Consider the following 22,770-nt stretch of genomic DNA (forward strand, 5'->3'; position numbering starts at 1 on the left):
CCCTGCGGCCGCGCTGCCGCAGGGGAGATTCATGGCTGCGACCTCACAACGGCTGGGCCTGGCTGCACTGACCGCTCTGGTGGTCGGCTCGATGGTCGGCGCCGGCATCTTTTCCCTGCCACAGAACGTGGCGCGCAGCGCCGGTCCGGCCGCCGCGATCATCGGCTGGGCGGTGAGTGGCGCCGGCATGCTGATGCTCGCCTTCGTGTTCCAGGCCCTGGCCAACCGCCGGCCGGACCTCGATACCGGCATCTACGCGTATGCGCGGGAAGGCTTCGGCAACTACATCGGCTTCTCCGCGGCATGGGGCTACTGGGTTGCCTCGGTACTCGGCAACGCCAGCTTCTTCGTGCTGATCTTCAGTGGCCTCGGCCACTTCATGCCGGTGTTCGGTGAAGGCAATACGCCGGCAGCGGTGGCCGCCTCGTCGCTGTTGCTATGGACCGTGCACCTGCTGGTGCTGCGCGGCCTGCGCACTGCCGCCATCGTCAACGGCCTGGTCACGGTGGCCAAGCTGCTGCCCATTGCGTTGTTCCTCATCCTGGCCGCCGGCGCGTTCCGCATGGACGTGTTCGGCGCCGATTTCCTGGGTACGCCCGCACTCGGCGATCTCGGCCAGCAGCTGCGCGGCATGATGCTGGTGACCGTATGGGTGTTCATCGGCATCGAAGGCGCCAGCATCTATTCCCGGCGCGCTGCGCGTCGTGCCGATGTAGGGCGCGCGACCGTGATCGGCTTTCTCGGCGTATGGCTGCTGCTGGTCCTGGTGAGCCTGTTGTCGATGGGCGTGCTGTCGCAGGCCGAGCTGGCTGCCCTGCCCAATCCATCGATGGCCTACGTGCTGCGCGCCATCGTCGGCGAATGGGGCGCGACCGTGATCATCATCGGTTCGATCATCTCGGTGCTTGGCGCCCTGCTGGCCTGGGTACTGCTGTGCGCCGAGGTGCTGTATGCGGCTGCCGGCGACGGCACCATGCCCGCGTTCCTTGGCCGCGAGAATGCGCGCGGCGTGCCGGCCAATGCGCTCTGGCTGAGCAACGGCCTGATCCAGTTGTTCCTGCTGCTGGTGCTGGTGAATTCCGGCAGCTATACCGGCCTGGTACTGCTGGCTGCATCGATGAGCCTGGTGCCCTATTTCCTGTCCACGGCATTCGGCGTGCAGCTGGCCTGGCGTGGTCAGGCCTATGCGGGCGGCGAAGCAGGAATCCGCTGGCGCGACTTCAGCGTCGCGCTGCTGGCGAGCGCATACGCGCTGTGGCTTGTTTATGCCGGTGGCCTGCACAACCTGCTGCTGTCGGTGCTGTTGTATGTACCGGGCGTAGCGCTGTTCGCGCTGACCCGTCGCCAGCGTGGCGAACAGGTGTTCACGCCTTGGGAGTGGGTGCTGTTCGGCGCCATCCTGGCCGTTGCGATCGCCACACTGGTGGCGTTCTGGCGAGGAGCGCTGACTCTGTAGAGCAAAAAAAACCTGCATCTCGCGATGCAGGTTTCTGAAAGTGGCGCCCGAAGTTGGACTCGAACCAACGACCCCCTGATTAACAGTCAAGTGCTCTAACCGGCTGAGCTATTCGGGCAGACGAACAGTATAACGGCTCTTCACGCGCGATGGTAGGGGTGATTTGCAATCATTGCGGCGGCCCGGTACAGCTGTTCCGCCACGACCAACCGCACCAGCATGTGCGGCAGCGTGAGCGGACCAATCGACCACTTCTCGTCGGCCAATGCCGAAACTTCGGGCGAATGCCCCTCGGGACCGCCGATCAGGAACGCCAGGTCCCTGCCCTGTCCCCGCCAATGCTCCAGGCGCTGCGCCAGCTGTTCGGAACTGAGCTGGCGGCCGGGCACATCCAGCGCCACGACGTAGGCATTCTTCGGCAGCGCGGCGATCACCCGCCGGCCCTCGTCCTCGGTGGCACGGCGTGGATCGCGGCCTTTGCCGCGCAGGCCGGGCTCGATCTCGACCAGCTCGAACGGCAGCCAGTGCGAGAGCCGCTTCTGGTACTCGGCGAACCCCTGCGCGACCCAACTGGGTGCGCGTTCACCGGTGGCGATCAGGCGGGCTTTCATCAGCGCTCCTCGAAAACGTCGACGGCGCCATCGGCGCCGTCGAAGGGATGCATCAACGTGCGGCTCAGGCCACTTCGTCGTCGCTGGACGGCGGCTGATCACCGACCGTCCACAGGCGCTCGAGGGCGTAGAACTCACGCACGCGCGGCAGCATCACGTGGACGATCACGTCGCCCAGATCGACCAGTACCCACTCGGCTTCGCGCTCGCCCTCAACCCCGAGCGGCATCACGTCGATCTTCTTGGCGAAGCGCACGACCTCGTCGGCGATCGACTTGACGTGGCGGGTCGAAGTACCCGAGACGATCACCAGGTAATCGGCAACGCTGGACCGGCCGCGCACGTCGATCTCGACCAGGTCCTTGGCCTTCAGGTCTTCGGTGGCTTGACGGACACTGGCCAGCAGTTCCGGCACGGACGGCGGCGGGCTGGGCAGATCGACCTTGATGGTCTGGGGCTGGGTCTGGTTGCTCAAAGTGGATCGACTCGATAAACGTGGGGGCGATTATACGGGGATGGCGCGGTCGCGGCATTCACGGTGTTGCCGGATGGTACAGCCGCTGCGCGGCCACGTAGTCGGCCACCGCCGGCGGCAGCAGGGCACGCCAGGGCCCTGCCGCGGCGATCTGCGCGCGCACGGCGCTGGCCGATTCCCCGCGCAGCGGATGGTGCAGGCGCAGGATGCGGCCGGCCGGACTGGCAAACAGGTCCTGTTCGCTGTCGGCCCACCGCCCTTCCAGGACACGGCCGAGCTCGCCGTCGACCGAGGCCTGCAGTGGACTGCCCGGCCGCTCCGCCACCACGAAGTGGGCCAGGCCGAACAGCGCCTCCCACTCATGCCAGCCGGGCAGGCCCAGCAGGCTGTCGGCGCCGACCAGCCAGGCCAGGGGCCGGCTGGGACCGAGCTCGCCGCGCAGTTCGCGCAGGGTATCGACGGTGTAGGACGGGCGACCGGGAAAGCGCGCGGCCCGATCCAGTTCGTGTCGGTCCAGCAGCAGCCCCGGCTCGTCGCCGATGGCCAGCGACAGCATCGTGCAGCGCTGTTCGGCGGTCGCGCCGGGAACCGGGCGGTGCGGTGGATCGGCCGCCGGCAGCATCCGCACCGCGACCTGCAGCTCATCGCGCGCGGCGCGCGCGATCGCCAAGTGCCCCAGGTGCACCGGATCGAAGGTGCCCCCGTAATAGACCCGCAGGCTCATCGATCAGGCCCGGGCCAGCAGCCGCACGGCGCGCGGCTCGGCCACGGCCACCAGCAGGCGCTCCAGCGCCAGCCAGGCGTCGCCGTCGGCGCGCCCCTTGGCGATGCGGTCGACCAGCCCGGCCTCGGCCACGAAACGTTCCCAGCGCTTGCCTTCCGGATGCCGCTGCAGCGCACGCTTGTACGGTGCCTGCCGCGACTCCCAGATGCCGCGCGATTTCATCTCGGCGGCAAGGTTGCCACCGCGCGCCTGCACCCGTGCCAGCCCGGCACCTGCCAGCAGTTCCCGGATCACGATCGGCATCAGCGCGGCCACCGCCTCGCCTTCGCCGCGCAGGCCGGCAAGCATGCGCAGCACCGCCGCCGGTTGCCCGGAGAACGTGGCTTCCACCAGCCGGAATACGTCGTAGCGGGCGGCATCGGCCACCAGCGATTCCATCCGTTCCACGTCCAGCGCGTGCCCATCGGCCAGCAGCGCCAGCTTGTCGATCTCCTGCGCCGCGGCAAGCAGATTGCCTTCCACGCGCTCGGCCAGGCGCTGCACTGCGGCCGGATCCGCGCGCAGGCCTTTGCTGCGCAGGCGACGCTCGATCCAGTCGGGCAGTTCATGCGGCTTGATCGCCCAGGCCACCGACAGCACGCCGACCCGGCCCACCGCTTCAGCCCACTTGCCCTGGTGCGCCTTGCTCCATTCGTTGGCGGTGATCATCAGCACGACGTCAGGTGCCGGATCGGCGCAGAACCGGCTGATCACCTCGGCGCCGTCTTTGCCCGGCTTGCCACTGGGCAACCGCACTTCCACCAGGCGACGGGCACTGAACAGGCTCGGCGCGTTGAAGCTGGCGTCGAGCTGGCCCCAGTCGAAGTCGCGACCATCGGCGTCGAACACCTCGCGCTCACCGATGCCGGCGGCGCGCGCCCGCGCACGGACCGCGTCGGCGGCTTCCAGCACGCGCAGCGTCTCAGGACCGGCGATCAGGTACACCGGCGACAGCGGGGTATCAGCGCCCTGGCTGGCCAGTTGCTCCGGACGCAGTTCCATGCCGGTCCCGGTCAGGGCTTGATGGCCGGTGCCGGTGTCGGCTCGGCCGGAACCGCAGGATCGACCGGCTTCGGCGCGGACAGGCTGCCCCCCTTCGCGACTTCGGCACGGACCACGCTGTCGATGCGGCGGATGATCGAGGCCGACATTTCCCGGCGCAGTTCATCGGCCAGGATCTCGCGCTCGGTGGTGGTACCGGTCGCGTCGGTGGGCGGCGACACGTAGTCGCGCGACAGTTCGATCACCTGCTGCGGCACCAGTTCGCTGCCATCCTCGCGACGGAAGATGAAGATCACCGCATAGCGCAGGCTGTATTCCTGCGCACGACCCTGCGAGTCGATCGCGATCGGCAGGTCGCCCCAGCGTTCGGACAACACCTGCAGCTGGGTGCTGGGTTCGTTGCCATCCTCGCTTGCCAGCTTGGCGCCGGACGCCTGCAGACTGCGGTTGAGCAGCTTGACCAGTTCACTGTACGGGGCCGTGGAGACCACCTTCACCGGCGCGGTGTCGGTCGGCAACATCAGCTTGTTGCGCAGATGGAAGCCACAGCCGGCAAGGCCGAGGACAAGAACGAGGGCAAGCAGGAGTCGGGTCATGGAGAACAGTCTGGCGGAGCCGGGCGATCACGGCAACAGACAGCGTGCCCGAGACCGCGTGAACGCAGGGCCATCAACCGCATGCCCCCCCGCGTTGCTGGAACACCGGCCGCCGGGAGGGCGGCCGGTGCGGGGTACATCAGGCGGCGACGATGTTCACGATCTTGCCCGGGACGATGATGATCTTGCGCACCGTCAGGCCTTCCATGAACTTCGCTGCATTCGGCTCGGCCAGGGCCAGCGCCTCGACCTGCTCGCGAGCGGCATCGGCGGCCACTTCGATGGTGCCGCGCAGCTTGCCGTTGACCTGCACGGCCAGGGTCAGCGCGTCGCGCACCAGCGCGCTGGCGTCGGCCTGCGGGAACGGCTGGTCCTCCAGCAGCGTCTCGCCATGGCCAAGCACCTGCCACAGGGCGTGGCTGGCATGCGGGGTGATCGGATTCAGCAGCAGCACGATGGCCTGCAGTGCTTCCTGACGCACCGCGCGGCCCTGTTCGCTGCCGTCCTCGAACTTGGCCAGCGCGTTCATCAGTTCCATCACCGCAGCGATCGCGGTGTTGAAGCTGTGGCGGCGGCCATAGTCGTCGCCGACCTTGCCGATGGTCTCGTGGGTCTTGCGGCGCAGCGCCTTCTGGCCACCGTCCAGCGCGGCCACGTCCAGCGCGGGGGCGGCACCCTCGGCGGCATGCTTCTGCACCTGGGCCCACAGGCGGCGCAGGAAGCGGGCCATGCCGTCCACGCCGGCCTCGTTCCACTCCAGCGACTGTTCCGGCGGTGCGGCGAACATCGAGAACAGGCGCACGGTGTCGGCGCCATACTTGCCGACCATCGCCTGCGGGTCCACGCCGTTGTTCTTCGACTTGGACATCTTCTCGGTGCCACCGACCACCACCGGCTGACCGTCGGCGATCAGGGTCGCGCCGGTGATGCGGCCGCGCTCGTCACGCTGCACTTCCACGTCGGCGGGATTGATCCAGTCCTTGGAACCGTCCGGGTTCGGACGGTAATAGGTCTCGGCGATCACCATGCCCTGGCACAGCAGATTGCGGGCCGGTTCGTTGCTGTCCACCATCCGCGCGTCACGCAGCAGCTTGTGGTAGAAGCGGAAGTACATCAGATGCAGGATCGCGTGCTCGATGCCACCGATGTACTGGTCCACCGGCAGCCAGTAGTTGCCGCGCTTGTCCACGGCATCACGCGCGCCCGGCGAGGTGTAGCGCGCGTAGTACCAGCTCGACTCCATGAAGGTGTCGAAGGTATCGGTCTCGCGCTCGGCTGCACCGCCGCACTCCGGGCAGGTGGTCTTGCGCCACTCCGGGTCGGTCTTGATCGGCGAACCGGTGCCGGAGAACGCGACGTCCTCCGGCAGCACCACCGGCAGCTGCTCTTCCGGCACCGGTACCGCGCCGCACTTGGCGCAGTAGATCACCGGAATCGGGCAGCCCCAGTAGCGCTGGCGGCTCACGCCCCAGTCGCGCAGGCGGTAGTTGACGCGGCGCTGCCCCTGCGCCTTGCGCTCGAAACGCTCGGCCAGGGCTTCAAAGGCGCCCTGGAAATCCAGCCCGTCGAACTCGGCCGAATTGATCAGTTCGAAGGCACGGTTCTTGTCGCTGTACCAGTCCTGCCAGCGCGCGCCATCCCAATTGCGCTCGTCGTCATTGCGCGGATCCTTCAGCGCGATGACCTGCACGATCGGCAGGCCGTACTTGTTGGCCACTTCGTTGTCGCGCTGGTCATGGCCGGGCACGGCCATCACCGCACCGGTGCCATAGCCCATCAGCACGAAGTTGGCGACCCACACCGGCACCTTCTCGCCGGTGACCGGATGGATGGCGCGCAGGCCGGTATCCATGCCGCGCTTTTCCTGGGTTTCCAGCTCGGCCTCGGACACGCCGCCCTGCTTCATTTCCGACAGCAGCGCGGCCAGTTCCGGATTGTTCTTCGCTGCGTGCAGCGCCAGCGGGTGCTCGGCGGCGATCGAGACGAAGGTCACGCCCATCACGGTGTCCGGGCGGGTGGTGAACACCCGCAGCGGATCCAGCGCGCTGCCATCGACGTCGCGCACGTCGAACTGGATCTCCAGGCCCTCGGAACGACCGATCCAGTTGCGCTGCATGGTCTTGACCGATTCCGGCCAGCCGTCCAGCTCGTCCAGGCCGTCCAGCAGCTCCTGGGCGTAATCGGTGATGCGCAGGAACCACTGCGGAATCTCACGCTTCTCGACCAGCGCACCGGAACGCCAGCCACGGCCGTCGATGACCTGCTCGTTGGCCAGCACGGTCTGGTCGACCGGGTCCCAGTTCACCACCGCGTTGCGACGGTAGGCCAGGCCCTTGCGCATCAGACGGGTGAACATGCGCTGCTCGTGGACGTAATAGTCCGGGCGGCAGGTGGCGAACTCGCGCGACCAGTCGATGGCATAGCCCAGCGACTTCAGCTGGCTGCGCATGTGGTCGATGTTCTTGTAGGTCCACGCCGCCGGCGCGGTTTTGTTCTTGATCGCCGCGTTTTCCGCCGGCAGGCCGAACGCGTCCCAGCCCATCGGCTGCAGCACGTTGTGGCCGGTCATGCGCTTGTAGCGGCTGATCACGTCACCGATCGTGTAATTGCGCACGTGCCCCATGTGCAGCGCACCGGACGGGTACGGAAGCATCGACAGGCAGTAGTACTTCGGCTTGTCGGAAGTCTCGTCGACCTCGAACGCGCGGGTGGCGTCCCAGTACTGCTGGGCGGCGGATTCAACCTGCTGCGGGTCGTAGGCGTTGGGTTCAGCGCTGGTCATGGAACACGCGGATGCGGCGGCAAAGCGGTACAGCGTACCGCAGTGCGGCAAACGTCTCCAATCCTGTCCGACGGCTGTGGGCCCGGTGGCGGCCCCGCGACCGTCTCAACGGGCCCGCGACAGCGGCAGCGCCAACGCCAGCCAGACCGCCCAGCAGGCGAAGGCCAGCCGCTGCGACAGAGGCGCCGGCAGCACGCCCTGCAGGGCGAAGGCTGCCAACGCGGCAACCACACCACAGGCCAGCGCCACCCCGCCCAATGCCCGGCCCTGTGTGTCGCGCAGGCGCGCCGTGCCCAGCAGCAGGGCGCCGGCAACGAAGCCCAGCACCCATACCATCCAGGCGCTGGCATGCAGCTGGCTGGCCAGCCCGTGCAGGTCATCCACATCCAGCGGCAGCACGCCCATGGCGGCGAACGCCAGGCCGGCCAGCAGCAGCATCTGGCTGCCCACACGCGGGGCCCAGCCCGCGGTGGCAGGCAGCTGCCGGCGCAGGCATTCGGCCACCACCACCGCCAGCAGGCCCGGCAGCATGAAGCCCAGCAGATTGAAGCCCAGGGCATGCGGCATCCCCTGCGCGCCCAGCAACGCCACCGGATGGCGGGCCTGCGCATAGCCGTCGAGGCCGGCACCGAAGCCGATGACCGCAGCCACGAAGACGAGTGCGGCGATCACGCCCGACAGGCGCAGCAAGGGGGACGGCGACGACATGCAGGCTCCACGACAGCGGCAACAGGAAGGCCGCATTGTCGGCCATTTGCAGCGGCCCGGGTTGAGACGGACAGGTTCCGCCACCATAGAATCCCTCTCCAGATACCAAGCGATGCCTCCTCCATGACCGAGACGACCTACGTATTCGACGCCACCACTGCGACCTTCGAGGCCGAAGTCCTGCAGAAGTCGCTGCAGACGCCGGTGCTGGTCGATTTCTGGGCCACCTGGTGCGGTCCGTGCAAGACGCTGGGACCGATGCTGGAAAAGCTGGCCGGCGAGTACAACGGCGCCTTTGAGCTGGCCAAGGTCGATGTCGACAAGGAACAGCAGATCGCTGCCGCCTTCCAGATCCGCTCGGTGCCGACCGTGTTCCTGGTCAAGGACGGGCAGCTGGTGGACGGCTTCCCCGGCGCCATCCCGGAGGGCCAGCTGCGCGAGTTCCTGGCCCAGCACGGCATCGTCCCCGCTGATGTCGGCGATACGGTCAGCGAGGAGGAAGCACCGCTGGACCCACAGGCACAGGTGGACGTGCTGCGCGCGCAGATCGCCGCCGAACCGGACAAGGACGAGCTGAAGCTCGACCTGGCCCTGGCCCTGCTGCAGATCGGCGGCGTGGATGAAGCCGGTACGCTGATCGACCGCCTGCCGGCCAACCTGGCCACCGACGACCGCGCCGTGCGCGCCCGTGCACGCCTGGCCTTCGCGTCCGCACTCAAGGACGCCCCGGCCGCCGAGGTGCTCGAATCACGCATCGCCGCCGATGGCAGCGACCTCAAGGCGCGCCATCTGCGGGGCGTGCAGCTGCTGCTGGAGGGCCAGGACGAGGCGGCCCTGGCCCAGTTCCTGGAAATGCTGCAGATCGACCGCGGTTTCGAGGACGGATTGCCGCGCAGGACCCTGATCGACGCCTTCAATGTGATCTCCGACGAGGACCTGGTCGGGCAGTACCGCAGGAAGATGGCCTCGCTGCTGTTCTGAACGGAAGCCTGTCCCGTTCAGAATCCCTGCACTGAACGCGGGCGATAATGTGATCGATGGCGGCCGTTCGGCCGCCGCGATCCATTCGGGGGGATGAGGGTCGGGGCCATTGGGTCTTGCTGCTGCGCCTCCGCATTGCCGGGACTGCAAACTGTGACCTTCGTCCGCACTTCGCCTTTCATTACGCGCCTCCAACGTGTCCTGCTGTGTGCCCTCCTGCTGCTGCCGGCCATCGCCGCCGCACAGGACTGGAACTACCGGGTCCGTCCCGGTGACACCCTCTGGGACCTGGGTGGCCTGTACCTGAAGCCTTCCGTGCCCTGGCAGCAGCTGCAGCAGCACAACCGCATCGCCAATCCCTACCAGCTGCCGCCGGGCCAGCTGCTGCGCTTCCCGATCAGCTGGCTGCGCACCGAGCCTGCGCCGGCACGGGTCCTGTCCGTGCGCGGGAAGGTCGGGCTGGTGGGCGGCGATGGCAGCGCCACCCGCGCGGTGCGGGCCGGAGAGCAGCTGCGCATCGGCGACACCGTGGAAACCGAAGGCGACTCCAGCATCACCCTCGAATTCGCCGATGCCTCGCGGTTGCAGCTGCGCGAGTATTCGCGCCTGCGCCTGGACCAGCTCAGCCGCTACGGCCGCACCGGCATGGTCGATACCCGCCTGCGCCTGCAGCAGGGCCGCGCCAGCAACCGGGTCACCCCGGCACGCGGCCCGGCATCGCGCTACATCATCGATGCACCGACGGCGACCAGCAGCGTGCGCGGCACGGTCTTCCGCGTCAGCGCCGGCGATGGCGATGCCGGCCGGATCGGTGCCACCGAAGTGCTGGAAGGACGGGTGCAGGTCGCCAACACCCACGGCCAGCGCCTTGTCCGTCCGGGTCAGGCCAGCCGCAACGCCAGCGCCGACAAGGCGCCCGCCGCCGTGGCCGCGCTGCTGCCGGCGCCGACGCTGCGTCAGGATGAGCTGAAACTGGCACCGCTGCCGAGCCTGCTGGCCTGGGACCCGGTCGCCGGAGCCGACCACTACCGGGTGGAGGTGGTGCAGGCGGCCACGCCGGAAATCCTGCTGTTCGCCGCCACCACCGCCGACACGCGACTGGCGATCGGCGATCTGCCGCCCGGCGAGCTGCGTGTGCTGCTGCGTGCGGTCGACGCACAGGGCGTGGAGGGCCTGGACGCCAGTGCCGACTTCGAACTCAGCGACCAACCGCCGCCGCCGTTGACCGTCTCTCCGCTGCACGGCCAGACCGTCAACAGCGATCGCCCCCGGTTCCGCTGGACCCAGGCCCCGGGCGCGAGCAGCAGCGTGCTGCAGGTCGCTGCAGAACCGACGTTCACGCAGCCGCTGCAGGAGCAGGCCAGCACCGGTACCGACCTGCGCCTGGCGCAGCCCCTGCCGCCGGGCCAGTACTACTGGCGCGTTGCCTCGCGCGATGACAACGGCCACCAGGGGCGCTATGGACAAGCGCTGCCACTGCAGCTGACCAACGAACCGGTGGACCCTGCCCTGCAGCCGCCCGAGGCGGCGCATGGCCAACTGACCCTGCGCTGGCAGGCCGGCAGCGAAGGCCAGCGCTACCGCGTGCAGGTGGATCGTCGTGGCGACTTCGCCAGCCCGATGCTCGATGAAACCGTCGAGCAGCCCCAGGTCAGCTTCAAGCGGCCATGGAGCGGCACCCTGCACGTGCGCGTGCAGTACATCGACGACGACGGGCACGCAGGCGATTTCTCGCCCGCGCAGCAGGTCAAGCTGCCCTGCCGTCTGTGCTACGGCGCCGGCGGCGGCGGTGCGCTGCTGCTCTGGCTGTTGTTATGAGGCGTTCGCCGCTTCCATGGTCCCGACGGATCGCACTGGCCGTGCTGGCCGGTGTGCTGACCGCCGTGGCCAGCCATGGCCAGTGGCTGTGGCGCCAGGATGAAGCGGCCTACGACGCGATGGTCGGCGGCTGGGACTATCGACCCGACCCCAGCGTGCTGATCATCGCCATCGACGAAGGCAGCCTGCAGCGCATCGGCCAATGGCCATGGCCGCGCTCGGTACATGCGCGCCTGCTTGATCGCCTCACCGACGCCGGCGCTGAACGCATCGCACTGGACCTGATGCTGTCAGAACCCGACCGCCGCGACAGCCGCCAGGACGAAATCCTGGCCACCGCGATCCGGCGCAATGGCCACGTCGTACTACCCGTGCTGGCGGCGCCGGCAGCCGGCGACCGCATGGCCGAGGAACTGCTGCCCATTCCACTGATCGCGGCCAGCGCTGCGGCGATCGGCCACAGCGATGTCGAAGTGGATGGCGATGGCGTCGCCCGTGGGGTGTACCTGCGCGCTGGCATCGGCCAGCCGCATTGGCCTGCGCTGGGCCTGGCCCTGGCCGGACTGCCCGCCAGCGCGATCGACGGCCTGCCGGATCCCGAGCCGGAGGTCGATTCCCCCTATCAGTGGCGCCGCGACGATTACGTGCGGGTGCGCTACGCCGGCCCGCCGGAACGATTGCCGCAGGTGTCCTATGCCGACGTGCTCGAGGGCCACGTGGACATGGCGATGCTGCATGGGCGACGCATCGTGGTCGGAATGACCGCCAGCGGCATCGCCCCGCGCCTGCTCACGCCGACCACGCGCGAGTACTGGATGAGCGGCAGCGAGTACCAGGCCAACATCGCCTCGATGCTGCTGCAGGGCAGGCAGATCCACGTCCTGCCACGGCTCTGCCAGGACGCCATCGGTGGCCTGCTGGTGGCGCTGTGCGTGATCCTCCTCGGCCTGCGCCTGCCCTGGCTGACGGCGCTCTGTTCGCTGCCGCTGGCCCCGCTGCTGAGCTGGGCGCTGCTGCGCGCCGGCAACCTGTGGTGGGCACCGGCCAGCGCGATGCTGGGCATCGTGCTGGTGCTGCTGGCCTGGGCGATATGGCGGATCGCGGCCTGGCACCGGCTGGCCAACCGTGACGCGCTGACCGGCCTGGGCAACCGGCTGCGTTTCGAACAGTCGCTGCAGCAGGAATGCGATGCCGCACGGCGCAGCGGCAAGCCACTCACGCTCGCGCTGATCGACGTCGATCACTTCAAGCACCACAACGACCGTCACGGTCACCAGGTCGGCGATCGCGTACTGCGCGAAGTGGCGCGGCAGATCGCCACGCACGCGCGTCGCCCGCGCGACAAGGCGGCACGCTACGGCGGTGACGAGTTCGCGCTGGTGCTGCCGGATACGCCGGCCGAGGGCGCGCGGCAGGTGATCGAAGACCTCATCCAGAGCATCCGCGCCCTGCCCGCACCGGGTGAAGGCCATGGCGGCGGCATCACCCTGACCATCGGCGTCTATACCCGCATCCCCAATGGCGAGCTGCAACCCCACCATTTCGTGGAAGGTGCCGACGCGGCGCTGTACCAGGCCAAGGCCAATGGTCGCGACGGCTACGTGATCGACGCCGCAGGGTGACACGCGCCGCGCCGCGCACAGCTACAACATACGCATGCGAATGGTTAGACTTGGGGCCCGCCCCTCCGCCCTCGCGATGCACATGAACGCCCGCCTGTTCCGTTTCGGCATCAACCTGTGGCCGCCCTTCCTGTTCACCGGCATCCACGTCACCCGGGTCAGCCCGGACTACCGGCAGATCGACGTCGAGCTGCGCCAGCGCCCCTGGAACCGCAACTACGTGGGCACCCACTTCGGTGGCAGCCTGTTTGCGATGACCGACCCTTTCTGGATGCTGGGCCTGCTGCATATTCTCGGCCGCGACTACTACGTGTGGGACCGCGCCGGCGCGATCGACTTCCTCAAGCCGGGGCGCGGCACCGTGCGCACGTCGTTCCGCATCGACGATGCGCTGCTGGACGAACTGCGCGCCGACGCTGCCGGCGGCGGCAAAGTGCTGCGCTGGTTCAGCAACGAGGTGGTCGACGAAAGCGGCGAGGTGGTCGCCCAGGTGCGCAAGCAGGTCTACCTGCGGCTGAAGCCGCACGCACGCTGATCCCGGCCGCATTCCCCCGCATCATCGGCAAGCGCTGGCCGCTACAATGCGCCCATGTCGCTCGAAGCCCCCTCCCTGGTCCCCCGCCCCTCCCTGCAGCGCCTGTTCCTGACCGGCCTGCTGACCCTGCTGCCGATCTGGCTCACCTGGGTCGTGGTCAAATTCGTGTTCGTGCTGCTGTCGGGCATCTCCAGCCCGCTGGTGGTGCCCCTGTCGGAGCAGATCGCGACCAGCTTCCCGCATTACCTGGGCTGGGTGCGCGCGGAGTGGATCCAGAACACCATCGCGCTGCTGGCGACGCTGCTGGTGATCCTGGCCGTGGGCGTGGCCAGCCGCCGCGTGCTCGGCCAGCGCCTGCTGCGCTGGATCGGCGCGGTGATCAAGCGGATCCCGCTGGCCAGCATCATCTACGACAGCGCCAAGAAGCTGCTGGACATGCTGCAGACCGAACCCGGCAGCACGCAGCGCGTCGTGCTGATCGACTTCCCGCACCGCGACATGAAGTCGGTCGGCCTGGTCACGCGGGTGATCAAGGAACACGGTACGGACCGCGAACTGGCAGCGGTGTACGTGCCGACCACGCCGAACCCGACGTCCGGCTATCTTGAAATCGTGCCGGTGGAACTGCTCACACCCACCGACTGGACCGTGGACCAGGCGATGAGCTTCATCATTTCCGGTGGTGCTGTGGCGCCAGCCAGCGTGCCGTTCACCCGCGCGGGCGAACGCACCGAATGAGCACGACGCCGGTCGAGCGCCCGCTGCAGGACCGCGCGGTCCTGCTGTTCATCGTGCTGGCCGCGTTCTTCTGCGGCAATGCCGTGCTGGCCGAGCTGATCGGAGTGAAGATCTTCGCGCTGGAAGACACGCTCGGCATCGACCCGCTGAACTGGAATCTGTTCGGCCAGACCGGATCGTTGAGCTTCACCGCCGGCACACTGCTGTGGCCGGTGGTGTTCATCATGACCGACACCATCAACGAGTTCTTCGGCAAGCGCGGGGTGCGTTTCATCTCGTGGTTGGCGGTGGTGCTGATCGCCTACGGCTTCCTGTTCGCCTTCGCGGCGATCTCGCTGGCGCCGGCCAGCTGGTGGGTCACCTCGATGAACGCCCATGGCGTGCCCGACTACCAGGCCGCGTTCGCCGCGGTGTTCGGCCAGGGCATGTGGACCATTGCTGGTTCGCTGGTGGCCTTCCTGCTCGGCCAGCTGATCGACGTGGCCGTGTTCCACAGGATCCGGCAGGCCACCGGCGAGCGCCACGTCTGGTTGCGCGCTACCGGTTCCACCGCGGTCTCGCAGCTGGTGGACAGCTTCGTGGTGATCTGGATCGCTTTCGTGCTCGGCCCGCAGCAGTGGCCGACATCGCTGTTCCTGGCGGTGAGCAGCGTCAACTACGTCTACAAGATGGGCTTTGCGATCGCCCTGATTCCCCTGCTGTACCTGATGCGCCGTGCGATCACCCGATACCTGGGTGTCGAGCGCGCGGCCGCGCTTCGCGCTGCGGCCGCGGCTGACTGAAGGCCCAGCGGGCGCCAGCTGACTGCGCCCCCGCGCTGGCCGTACGCGGCCGGATCGTGCAAGCTCCACGGTCTGTGTTCCACGGAAGCTCCTGATGCCGTATTCCACCCGCGCCCTGGCCGCCGCCATTGCCGCGTTGTTCCTGTTCAGCGCCGTTCCGTCGGCCGAAGCTGCGAAGAAGAAGGCCAGCCGGCCCGCTGCGACGCAGAGCCGTCCGGCGGCCAAGCCCAAGGCGCGGCCCAGCACGCGCGCCACCGCACCGGCACGCAGCGCCACCCGCTCCCCCGCGCGCCCGGTCGCCGCCGCCCGCACTGTGCCCAAAACGGTCCAGCTGGAGCGCCTCTATGACGAATACTGGGATGCGTCGATGCGGTTGAACCCGCTGCAGGCGACCTTCCAGGGCGAAACCCGCTACAACGACCAGCTGCCGAACATCCTGTCCGCGGCGTGGCGCCAGCAGTCGCATGACTTCACCGTGGAGTGGCTGGGCAAGGTCGAGAAGATCGGCAGCGACGGCCTGCAGGGCCAGGACCTGCTGAGCTACGAGATCTTCGTGCGCGACGCGCGCGCGACCTTGGCCGCCGAGCCGTATCCCAGCTGGATGATGCCGATCAGCCAGTACTACAACGTCGGCAGCATCATGGCCATTCTCGGTGCCGGCGCGGGTGCGCAGCCGTTCAATACCGTGCAGGACTACGACACCTGGTCGCGCCGCTCGCTGGGCATTCCGGCGCTGTTCGACCAGGCCATCGACAACATGCGCCAGGGCATGAAGGCCGGGGTGGTGCAGCCGCGCGACCTGATGGAAAAAGTGCTGCCGCAGCTGGATGCGGTGATCAAGCCGACCGCCGAGGAAAGCATCTTCTGGTCGCCGATCCGGACCATGCCGGAGTCGATTTCCGCCGAGGACAAGGCGCGCATCAGTGCCGAGTACAAGCGCATGATCGAACTGCGCATCATGCCGTCCTACCGCGCCCTGCGCGGCTTCATCGCCACCGAGTACCTGCCGGCCACGCGGACCAGCAGCGGTCTGGGGGCCCTGCCCAATGGCCAGGCGTGGTACGCCAACCTGATCGTGCAGACCACGGCCAGCGAACAGACACCCGCGCAATGGCATGCGCTCGGCGAACAGCGCGTGCAGGAGCTGCAGGCGCAGATCGCCGCAGTGATGAAGGATGCGAAGCTGCGCGGCACGCCGACCAAGCTTCTGCGCAGCATGCGCAGTGATCGCCAGTTCCAGTATGGCGACGCCAACGCGCTGCTCGGCCGCTACCGCCAGGTGCAGCAGCAGGTCGCCACGCGCCTGCCGCAGGTGCTCGACACGCTGCCGAAGGCTGCCCTGGACATCCGTGCAGTGGAGCCCGAGCGTGCGCTCACCGCGGCCGCGGCCTCCTACCAGCCGACACAGCCCGGCGAGGCCGGGGTGCTGTATGTGAACACCCGCGACCTGCCCAGCCGCAAGCGCTGGAACGTGCCGGTGCAGTACCTGCATGAAGGCATTCCCGGCCACCACGTGCAGTTGGGTCTGCAGCAGGAGCTGGCCAAGCAGCCGCGCTTCCGGCGTGCCGGCGGCGACCTGGCCTTCATCGAAGGCTGGGGCCTGTACTCGGAAACGCTGGGGGAAACGCTGGGCGTCTACACCGATCCCTACGACCGCATCGGCTATCTCTCCTCGCGCCTGCTGCGCGCAGCGCGTGGTCGCCGACACCGGCGTGCATGCCCAGGGCTGGAGCAAGCAGCAGGCCGTCGCCTACCTGCAGAAGACCGTGGACATGAGCAGCGATGATGCCAATGCCGAAGTGGAGCGGATCATGGCCCAACCCGCGCAGGCGCTGTCCAATGTGGCCGGCCTGACGACCCTGCTGGCACTGCGCGACAAGGCCAAGGCACGCCAGGGTGCGGCATTCGACCTGCGCCGTTTCCATGCCGAACTGCTGAAGGACGGCTCGATGCCGCTGGACGTGCTGGAGCGGAAGATGGAACGATGGCTGTCACAGCCGCCGGGGTCCGCGCCCACCCCCTGATCGCCACGGAGCCCTCATGCGTCCCGCCACCGTCGTGTTCGCTGCCGTACTGGCCCTGCTGCCGCAGGCCGCGCCTGCCGCACCGGCGGTGATGCCACCGGATGCGGGCATCGATGGCCTGATGCAGGCCTATGATGGCCAGGTGCCGGGAGCAGCGGTACTGGTGCTGCACGATGGGCAGGCGGTGTTCCGCCGCGGGTACGGCCTGGCGGTGGTGGAAGATGGCACTGCGGTGACCGCAGCCAGCAATTTCCGGCTGGCCTCGGTGAGCAAGCAGTTCACCGCCGCCGCCGTGCTGCTGCTGGTGGAAGAGGGCCGCCTGGGCCTGGACCAGCCAGTGCGACGCTGGCTGCCGGAACTGCCGCCTGCGGCCTCCTCCGTCACCCTCCGTCACCTGCTGTCGCATACCAGCGGTCTGCCCGATTATGAGGACCTGATGGACCCTGCCGACAGCCGCCAGGTGCACGACGCGGACGTGCTGGCGCTGCTCGCGCGCGAGGACCGGCTGGATTTCACACCGGGCACTGCGTACCACTACAGCAACAGCGGTTATGCGCTGCTGGCGCTGATCGTCGGGCGCGCGTCGGGCCAGGATTTCGCCACCTTCCTGCAGCAGCGGATCTTCGGCCCGCTGCACATGACCCACACCGTCGCCCACCAGGACGGCGTCGATACGGTCACTGCGCGGGCCTACGGCTACAGCTGGCTCGACGGTCGCTGGCAGCGCACCGACCAGAGCACCACCAGTGCCGTGCTGGGTGATGGTGGCATCTATTCCTCGCTGGACGACCTCGCCCGCTGGGATGCCGCACTGTACGACGACCGCCTGCTGTCAGCCGCATCGCGGCGGGCCATGTTCAGCCCGGCCACCGCAACCACCGAACCGGACGTACCGCATTACGGCTTCGGCTGGCGCCTCAACGGCCGCATGCAGTGGCACAGCGGCGAAAGCATCGGCTTCCGCAACGTCATCCTGCGCTATCCGGACCGGCATCTGACAGTGATCGTGCTGAGCAACCGCAACGACCCCGAACCCTATCCGCTGGCGCTGAAGATCGCCCAGCGCTGGCTGGACATCCTGCAATGACCGACGATCCGACCGCCCTGCTGGGCATCCATCATGCCGCGCTGATCTGCAGCGACTATGCGCGCTCGAAGGATTTCTACGTGCGCATCCTCGGCCTGCGCGTACTGGCCGAGAACCACCGTGCCGCGCGCGATTCGTGGAAGCTGGACCTGGCACTGCCGGATGGCGGCCAGCTGGAACTGTTCTCGTTCCCGTCACCACCGCCCCGGCCCAGCCGCCCGGAGGCACAGGGCCTGCGTCACCTGGCCTTCCGCGTGGCCGCGCTGGAGCCATTCATCCAGCGCCTGGCCAGCTGCGGCGTGGACTGCGAACCGGTCCGCGTGGACGAATACACCGGCCGCCGCTTCACCTTCTTCGCCGACCCGGACGGCCTGCCGCTGGAACTCTACGAAGTCGGCTGATGGCTCGGGGTCAGATCCCTTTTCCATCGGGAAAGGATCTGGCCCCACTCACCTGCTCGACCCGGCACCCCCTTCCCCATACCCCGCCGAATGGGTATACAGTCGGCGTGTACCGGCACCGTGCCGGAATGAACCCTGGGAGGGGACCATGCGCAAGACCTTCAAGACCCTGCTGCTGGCGCTGCCGCTGTGCCTGGCGGCGCTCTCGGCGCAGGCCGCCGATGGCGCGGCCGGCCGCTGGAAGACCATCGACGACAAGACCGGCCAGGTGAAGTCCATCGTCGAGATCAGCCAGGCCGCCAACGGCACGCTGTCCGGCAAGGTGGTGGACATCCTGCACTCGGACAAGGGTCCGAACCCGGTCTGCGATGGCTGTGAGGGTGCCAACAGGAACAAACCGGTGAAGGGCATGACCATCCTCTGGAACCTGAAGGCCGACGGCGCCAGCAAGTGGTCCGGCGGCACCATCCTCGACCCCGCCAACGGCAAGACCTACAAGTCGAAGATGGAACTGCAGCCGGGTGGCAACAAGCTGGACGTCTCCGGCTGCATCGCCTTCATCTGCCGGGCGCAGACCTGGGTACGCGAGTAAGCCACCGGCCCGTCCGTGCATTCCCGTGACCCGGCCCCGGCCGGGTCACCTCGTTGCGGGCATGCGATAATCTGCGGTTCCCCTCGGCTTCACCCCGCGACCATGACCCGTACCGCGCTCGTCACCACCGCCCTGCCCTACGCCAACGGCCCGCTGCATCTGGGCCATCTGGTCGGCTACATCCAGGCCGACATCTGGGTGCGTGCACGGCGAATGAGCGGCGGCAGGACCTGGTTCGTCTGCGCCGATGACACCCATGGCACGCCGATCATGCTCGCAGCCGAGAAGGCCGGGGTAACCCCGGAGGCCTTCATCGCCAGCATCCAGGCCAGCCATGAACGTGATTTCGCCGAATTCGGCGTGGCCTTCGATCACTACGATTCGACCAATTCGGCAGCCAACCAGGCGCTGACCGAGGCGTTCTACCTGAAGCTGGAAGCGGCCGGCCACATCAGCCGCCGTTCGGTGGCCCAGTTCTACGACCCGGCCAAGGGCATGTTCCTGCCGGACCGCTACATCAAGGGCATCTGCCCGAACTGCGGCAGCGCCGACCAGTACGGCGACAACTGCGAAGTCTGTGGCGCGACCTACAGCCCCACCGATCTGAAGGAGCCGAAATCGGTGATCTCCGGCGCTACGCCCGAGATCCGGGATTCGGAGCACTTCTTCTTCGAGGTCGGCCGCTTCGAGGGCTTCCTGCGCGAATGGCTGGCCGGCGACGTCGCGCTGCCCGGGGTGAAAGCCAAGCTGATGGAGTGGCTGGACGCGGAGGGCGGCCTGCGCGCGTGGGACATCTCGCGTGACGCGCCGTACTTCGGCTTCCAGATCCCGGGCCATCCGGGCAAGTACTTCTACGTCTGGCTGGACGCGCCGATCGGCTACCTGTCCAGCTTCCAGACCCTGTGCGGCACGCTCGGCGAGGATTTCCAAGCCCACCTGCGCGCCGGCACCGCCACCGAGCTGCACCACTTCATCGGCAAGGACATCGTCAATTTCCATGGCCTGTTCTGGCCGGCGGTGCTGCACGGCACCGGCCACCGCGCGCCGACCCGCCTGCACGTCAACGGCTATCTGACCGTTGACGGCGCCAAGATGAGCAAGTCGCGCGGCACCTTCGTGATGGCGCGCACCTTCCTCGATGCAGGACTGGAACCGGAAGCGCTGCGCTACTACTACGCGGCCAAGTCCGGCGGTGGCGTCGACGACCTCGACCTGAACCTGGGTGACTTCGTTGCCCGCGTCAACGCTGATCTGGTCGGCAAGTTCGTCAACCTGGCCAGCCGCTGCGCCGGCTTCATCAGCAAGCGTTTCGATGGCCTGCTCGCCGCGCAGCTGCCCGATGCCGCCCAGTACCAGCGCTTCATCGACAGCCTGGCGCCGATCCGCGAAGCCTACGAGCGCAACGATCCGGCGGCGGCGATCCGCCTGACCATGACCCTGGCCGACGAAGCCAACCGCTACATCGACGACGTCAAGCCGTGGGTGATCGCCAAGCAGGAAGGCGCCGACGCGCAGCTGCAGGCCGTGTGCAGCCAGGGCCTGAACCTGTTCCGTGTACTGGTCACCGCACTGAAGCCGGTACTGCCTTCCACCGCCGCCCAGGCCGAGGCGTTCCTGGCCGCGCCAGTGGCCGACTGGACCGACCTGGCGCAGCCGCTGCTGGCCCATCGAATCGCTGACTACACCCCACTGTTCACCCGTATCGACCCGAAGAAGATTGACGCCATGATCGACGCCTCCAAGGACACCCTGCAGCCGACCGCCGCTGCCCCCGCCGCCAAGGCCGACGCTGCCAAGCCGGCGGCTGCCGTGCCGGCCAGTGCCGCAACGGCCAGCGCCGAGGCACCGGCCTACATCGGCATCGACGACTTCGCCAAGCTCGACCTGCGCATCGGCAAGGTGCTGGTGTGCGAGTTCGTGGAGGGTTCGGACAAGCTGCTGCGCTTCGAGCTGGATGCCGGCGAACTGGGCAAACGGCAGATCTTCTCCGGCATCCGTGCCAGCTACGGCGAGCCGGAAGCGCTGGTCGGCCGCAGCGTCGTGTTCATCGCCAACCTGGCCCCGCGCAAGATGCGCTTCGGCCTGAGTGAAGGCATGATCCTGTCGGCAGGTTTCGATGGTGGCGCGCTGGCGCTGCTGGACGCCGACAGCGGCGCGCAGCCGGGTATGCCGGTCCGCTGATGCACTGCGCGGGTGCGGCCACGGCCGCTCCCGCCGGTCACGGCAACGACGGGACGCACCACGGGAGGCATCGGAATGGAACTGGCGCTGTTCGACTTCGACCATACCGTCACCACCTGCGATACCTATGGCCGCTTCCTGCGCCGCGTGGCCACCGCCGAGCAGCTTGCGCAGGCGTGGTGGAAGGTGGGTCCGTGGCTGGCGGCGTACCGGCTGAAACTGATCTCGGCCGAACGCATCCGCGCCCGCGTCACCCGCCTCACCTTCAGCGAGCGCCACGCCGACGACATCGCAGCGCTGGCCACCGGCTTCTCGCGCGAGTTCCTGCCCGAGGTGGTGCGCCCGGAAATGCTGGAACAGATCCGCTGGCACAAGGAACAGCAGCACACCGTGGTGGTCGTGTCCGGTTCGCTGGATCTGTACCTGCGTCCCTGGTGCGAAACGTTGGGTCTTGAACTGATCTGCAACCGCCTTGAAAGCCGGGACGGACGCCTGACCGGCCGTTACCACGGCGGCGATTGCGGTCCTCGCAAGGTCGAGCAGATCCGCCGCCGTTTCGATCTGTCGCGTTACACGCGCATCCACGCTTATGGCGACAGCGCAGAGGACCGGCCGATGCTGGCCCTCGCCCACGAACGCTGGTTCCGTGGCAAACCCCTGAAATGATCCATACGCGCAGCCTTCACCACGCATGAGCCTGATTCCGCCGCTGACCGAACGCCTGGACCGACTGTTGCCGCAGACGCAATGCGGGCAATGCGGCTATGACGGTTGCCGCCCCTATGCGCAGGCGATGGCGCGCGGCGAGGCGGGCGTGGACCGCTGCCCACCGGGCGGCGATGCGGGCGCGCGTGCACTGGCCCAGGTACTGGGTGTGCCGGCACTGCCGTTTGATCGTACGCGCGGCGAACACAAGGCGCCGCAGGTTGCGGTGATCGTCGAGGCCGACTGCATCGGCTGCACCAAGTGCATCCAGGCCTGCCCGGTGGACGCGATCGTCGGCGGCGCGAAGTACATGCATACCGTGATCGCCGACCTGTGCACGGGCTGCGAGTTGTGCATTCCACCGTGTCCGGTGGACTGCATCGTGCTGCGGGAACGGTAGCGGTGCCAGCTCCCTTCCGGCAGGAAAGGGAGCTGACACCCGCCCGCCGTTACGGCACGGCCGCCGTCACCACGATCTCGACCTTCCACTCGGCGTGTGCCAGCTTGGCTTCGACCGTGGCACGGGCCGGGGTCGCACCCTCGACCACCCATTCGTCCCATGCCTTGTTCATGCCGTCGAAGTCGGCCATGTCGGCCAGGAACACTTCCGCGCGCAGCACATGCTGGCGATCACTGGCCACCAGTGCCAGCAGCTTGTCGATCTCGGCCAGCACCTGCCGGGTCTGTCCGGTGATGTCCTGGCTGGTGTCCTCCGGAATCTGGCCGGAGAGGTAGGCAACCTTGTTGTACACGGTCATTTCGGACATGCGCGGTCCGACGTCGTAACGCTCCATCATGGGCGTGGCTCCTGCGGGTGATCAGGCCTGCATTGTCCTCCAAACCGGCGGCGGGTGGGGCTCCTGCACCACCGCTGTTCAAATGCCTTCGAGAGGCGCACGATGCGCCACGCC

Annotated in this window: 21 protein-coding genes, 1 tRNA gene and 1 pseudogene; 14 read left to right on the forward strand and 9 right to left on the reverse strand. The window is 68.0% G+C overall.

The features are described 5' to 3' along the window. Positions 1 to 31: 31 nt before the first annotated feature. Positions 32 to 1,456: a basic amino acid/polyamine antiporter gene (locus ACZK08_RS14125; RefSeq protein ID WP_065174868.1), complete on the forward strand. Its 1,425-nt coding sequence runs from the start codon at positions 32 to 34 to the stop codon at positions 1,454 to 1,456. A 41-nt stretch (positions 1,457 to 1,497) separates the two neighbouring features. On the opposite strand, the gene ACZK08_RS14130 is transcribed toward ACZK08_RS14125, so the two are convergent. From ACZK08_RS14130 to ACZK08_RS14165, 8 genes are all read right to left on the reverse strand, one after another. Continuing rightward, positions 1,498 to 1,574: transfer RNA gene (locus ACZK08_RS14130), tRNA-Asn, on the reverse strand. A gap of 22 nt (positions 1,575 to 1,596) precedes the next feature. Next, a complete protein-coding gene (gene rlmH / locus ACZK08_RS14135; RefSeq protein WP_019662111.1) occupies positions 1,597 to 2,067 on the reverse strand; it encodes a 23S rRNA (pseudouridine(1915)-N(3))-methyltransferase RlmH in 471 nt (156 codons plus the stop codon). A 64-nt stretch (positions 2,068 to 2,131) separates the two neighbouring features. Further along, a complete protein-coding gene (gene rsfS, locus ACZK08_RS14140; protein WP_053520119.1) occupies positions 2,132 to 2,542 on the reverse strand; it encodes a ribosome silencing factor in 411 nt (136 codons plus the stop codon). Positions 2,543 to 2,600: 58 nt separating this feature from the next. Continuing rightward, positions 2,601 to 3,266 (reverse strand): nicotinate-nucleotide adenylyltransferase, encoded by a 666-nt coding sequence (gene nadD, locus ACZK08_RS14145; protein WP_053520120.1) that lies wholly within the window; start codon positions 3,264 to 3,266, stop codon positions 2,601 to 2,603. A gap of 3 nt (positions 3,267 to 3,269) precedes the next feature. Continuing rightward, entirely contained in the window at positions 3,270 to 4,307 is a 1,038-nt protein-coding gene (gene holA / locus ACZK08_RS14150; RefSeq protein WP_053520121.1) for a DNA polymerase III subunit delta, read from the reverse strand. Between the two features lie 11 nt (positions 4,308 to 4,318). Continuing rightward, positions 4,319 to 4,903 carry an LPS-assembly lipoprotein LptE gene (locus tag ACZK08_RS14155; protein WP_053520122.1) on the reverse strand — a complete coding sequence of 195 codons (585 nt, stop codon included), beginning with the start codon at positions 4,901 to 4,903 and terminating at the stop codon, positions 4,319 to 4,321. Positions 4,904 to 5,042: 139 nt separating this feature from the next. Further along, the gene (leuS, locus tag ACZK08_RS14160) at positions 5,043 to 7,685 is read right to left on the reverse strand and encodes a leucine--tRNA ligase (protein ID WP_065181980.1); all 2,643 of its coding nucleotides are present in this window, start codon (positions 7,683 to 7,685) and stop codon (positions 5,043 to 5,045) included. 105 nt (positions 7,686 to 7,790) lie between these two features. Next, complete coding sequence (locus tag ACZK08_RS14165; protein ID WP_065181828.1) at positions 7,791 to 8,393, reverse strand: DUF998 domain-containing protein; 603 nt, start codon at positions 8,391 to 8,393, stop codon at positions 7,791 to 7,793. Positions 8,394 to 8,516: 123 nt separating this feature from the next. Here ACZK08_RS14165 and trxA point away from each other — a divergent pair, with 123 nt between their 5' ends. From trxA to rnfB, 13 genes and pseudogenes are all read left to right on the forward strand, one after another. Further along, complete coding sequence (gene trxA, locus ACZK08_RS14170) at positions 8,517 to 9,374, forward strand: thioredoxin (protein WP_065181827.1); 858 nt, start codon at positions 8,517 to 8,519, stop codon at positions 9,372 to 9,374. A gap of 153 nt (positions 9,375 to 9,527) precedes the next feature. After that, a complete protein-coding gene (locus ACZK08_RS14175; protein ID WP_231107754.1) occupies positions 9,528 to 11,192 on the forward strand; it encodes a FecR family protein in 1,665 nt (554 codons plus the stop codon). Then, the gene (locus tag ACZK08_RS14180; RefSeq protein ID WP_065181826.1) at positions 11,189 to 12,814 is read left to right on the forward strand and encodes a CHASE2 domain-containing protein; all 1,626 of its coding nucleotides are present in this window, start codon (positions 11,189 to 11,191) and stop codon (positions 12,812 to 12,814) included. The genes ACZK08_RS14175 and ACZK08_RS14180 overlap by 4 nt, the downstream gene beginning before the upstream one ends. Before the next feature lie 82 nt (positions 12,815 to 12,896). Then, on the forward strand, positions 12,897 to 13,349 hold the full coding sequence (locus ACZK08_RS14185; protein ID WP_053520130.1) for a DUF4442 domain-containing protein: 453 nt from the start codon (positions 12,897 to 12,899) through the stop codon (positions 13,347 to 13,349). Between the two features lie 54 nt (positions 13,350 to 13,403). Further along, positions 13,404 to 14,087, forward strand: coding sequence for a DUF502 domain-containing protein (locus tag ACZK08_RS14190; RefSeq protein WP_053520126.1), 684 nt, complete (start codon positions 13,404 to 13,406; stop codon positions 14,085 to 14,087). Next, the gene (locus tag ACZK08_RS14195) at positions 14,084 to 14,869 is read left to right on the forward strand and encodes a queuosine precursor transporter (RefSeq protein WP_053520127.1); all 786 of its coding nucleotides are present in this window, start codon (positions 14,084 to 14,086) and stop codon (positions 14,867 to 14,869) included. Before ACZK08_RS14190 ends, ACZK08_RS14195 begins: the two co-directional genes overlap by 4 nt. Before the next feature lie 94 nt (positions 14,870 to 14,963). Continuing rightward, positions 14,964 to 16,893 (forward strand): annotated as a pseudogene (locus ACZK08_RS14200) (DUF885 domain-containing protein). A 16-nt stretch (positions 16,894 to 16,909) separates the two neighbouring features. Next, entirely contained in the window at positions 16,910 to 17,980 is a 1,071-nt protein-coding gene (locus tag ACZK08_RS14205) for a serine hydrolase domain-containing protein (protein ID WP_065181824.1), read from the forward strand. After that, positions 17,977 to 18,381 (forward strand): SMU1112c/YaeR family gloxylase I-like metalloprotein, encoded by a 405-nt coding sequence (gloA2, locus tag ACZK08_RS14210; protein WP_053519946.1) that lies wholly within the window; start codon positions 17,977 to 17,979, stop codon positions 18,379 to 18,381. Before ACZK08_RS14205 ends, gloA2 begins: the two co-directional genes overlap by 4 nt. A 148-nt stretch (positions 18,382 to 18,529) precedes the next feature. Next, positions 18,530 to 18,973 carry a DUF2147 domain-containing protein gene (locus tag ACZK08_RS14215; RefSeq protein WP_053519945.1) on the forward strand — a complete coding sequence of 148 codons (444 nt, stop codon included), beginning with the start codon at positions 18,530 to 18,532 and terminating at the stop codon, positions 18,971 to 18,973. Positions 18,974 to 19,075: 102 nt separating this feature from the next. Further along, a complete protein-coding gene (gene metG / locus ACZK08_RS14220; RefSeq protein WP_065174861.1) occupies positions 19,076 to 21,154 on the forward strand; it encodes a methionine--tRNA ligase in 2,079 nt (692 codons plus the stop codon). A gap of 75 nt (positions 21,155 to 21,229) precedes the next feature. Further along, positions 21,230 to 21,820, forward strand: a complete 591-nt coding sequence (locus tag ACZK08_RS14225) for an HAD family hydrolase (RefSeq protein WP_065174860.1) — start codon at positions 21,230 to 21,232, stop codon at positions 21,818 to 21,820. A 25-nt stretch (positions 21,821 to 21,845) separates the two neighbouring features. Then, the gene (gene rnfB, locus ACZK08_RS14230; protein WP_080375344.1) at positions 21,846 to 22,259 is read left to right on the forward strand and encodes an Rnf electron transport complex subunit RnfB; all 414 of its coding nucleotides are present in this window, start codon (positions 21,846 to 21,848) and stop codon (positions 22,257 to 22,259) included. A 49-nt stretch (positions 22,260 to 22,308) separates the two neighbouring features. Here the strand turns inward: rnfB and ACZK08_RS14235 are convergent, their stop codons facing one another. Beyond that, positions 22,309 to 22,656: a RidA family protein gene (locus ACZK08_RS14235; protein ID WP_049426796.1), complete on the reverse strand. Its 348-nt coding sequence runs from the start codon at positions 22,654 to 22,656 to the stop codon at positions 22,309 to 22,311. Between the last annotated feature and the right edge of the window lie 114 nt (positions 22,657 to 22,770).

Source organism: Stenotrophomonas sp. 112478_Sma, from assembly GCF_056479905.1.

What these genes read in the sequence shown, in the direction of transcription:
- ACZK08_RS14125 (WP_065174868.1), top strand. Translation starts at nt 32, where the DNA reads ATGGCTGCGACCTCACAACGGCTGGGCCTGGCTGCACTGACCGCTCTG.
- rlmH (WP_019662111.1), bottom strand. Translation starts at nt 2,067, where the DNA reads ATGAAAGCCCGCCTGATCGCCACCGGTGAACGCGCACCCAGTTGGGTC.
- nadD (WP_053520120.1), bottom strand. Translation starts at nt 3,266, where the DNA reads ATGAGCCTGCGGGTCTATTACGGGGGCACCTTCGATCCGGTGCACCTG.
- holA (WP_053520121.1), bottom strand. Translation starts at nt 4,307, where the DNA reads ATGGAACTGCGTCCGGAGCAACTGGCCAGCCAGGGCGCTGATACCCCG.
- ACZK08_RS14155 (WP_053520122.1), bottom strand. Translation starts at nt 4,903, where the DNA reads ATGACCCGACTCCTGCTTGCCCTCGTTCTTGTCCTCGGCCTTGCCGGC.
- leuS (WP_065181980.1), bottom strand. Translation starts at nt 7,685, where the DNA reads ATGACCAGCGCTGAACCCAACGCCTACGACCCGCAGCAGGTTGAATCC.
- ACZK08_RS14165 (WP_065181828.1), bottom strand. Translation starts at nt 8,393, where the DNA reads ATGTCGTCGCCGTCCCCCTTGCTGCGCCTGTCGGGCGTGATCGCCGCA.
- trxA (WP_065181827.1), top strand. Translation starts at nt 8,517, where the DNA reads ATGACCGAGACGACCTACGTATTCGACGCCACCACTGCGACCTTCGAG.
- ACZK08_RS14180 (WP_065181826.1), top strand. Translation starts at nt 11,189, where the DNA reads ATGAGGCGTTCGCCGCTTCCATGGTCCCGACGGATCGCACTGGCCGTG.
- ACZK08_RS14185 (WP_053520130.1), top strand. Translation starts at nt 12,897, where the DNA reads ATGAACGCCCGCCTGTTCCGTTTCGGCATCAACCTGTGGCCGCCCTTC.
- ACZK08_RS14190 (WP_053520126.1), top strand. Translation starts at nt 13,404, where the DNA reads ATGTCGCTCGAAGCCCCCTCCCTGGTCCCCCGCCCCTCCCTGCAGCGC.
- ACZK08_RS14195 (WP_053520127.1), top strand. Translation starts at nt 14,084, where the DNA reads ATGAGCACGACGCCGGTCGAGCGCCCGCTGCAGGACCGCGCGGTCCTG.
- ACZK08_RS14205 (WP_065181824.1), top strand. Translation starts at nt 16,910, where the DNA reads ATGCGTCCCGCCACCGTCGTGTTCGCTGCCGTACTGGCCCTGCTGCCG.
- gloA2 (WP_053519946.1), top strand. Translation starts at nt 17,977, where the DNA reads ATGACCGACGATCCGACCGCCCTGCTGGGCATCCATCATGCCGCGCTG.
- ACZK08_RS14215 (WP_053519945.1), top strand. Translation starts at nt 18,530, where the DNA reads ATGCGCAAGACCTTCAAGACCCTGCTGCTGGCGCTGCCGCTGTGCCTG.
- metG (WP_065174861.1), top strand. Translation starts at nt 19,076, where the DNA reads ATGACCCGTACCGCGCTCGTCACCACCGCCCTGCCCTACGCCAACGGC.
- ACZK08_RS14225 (WP_065174860.1), top strand. Translation starts at nt 21,230, where the DNA reads ATGGAACTGGCGCTGTTCGACTTCGACCATACCGTCACCACCTGCGAT.
- rnfB (WP_080375344.1), top strand. Translation starts at nt 21,846, where the DNA reads ATGAGCCTGATTCCGCCGCTGACCGAACGCCTGGACCGACTGTTGCCG.
- ACZK08_RS14235 (WP_049426796.1), bottom strand. Translation starts at nt 22,656, where the DNA reads ATGATGGAGCGTTACGACGTCGGACCGCGCATGTCCGAAATGACCGTG.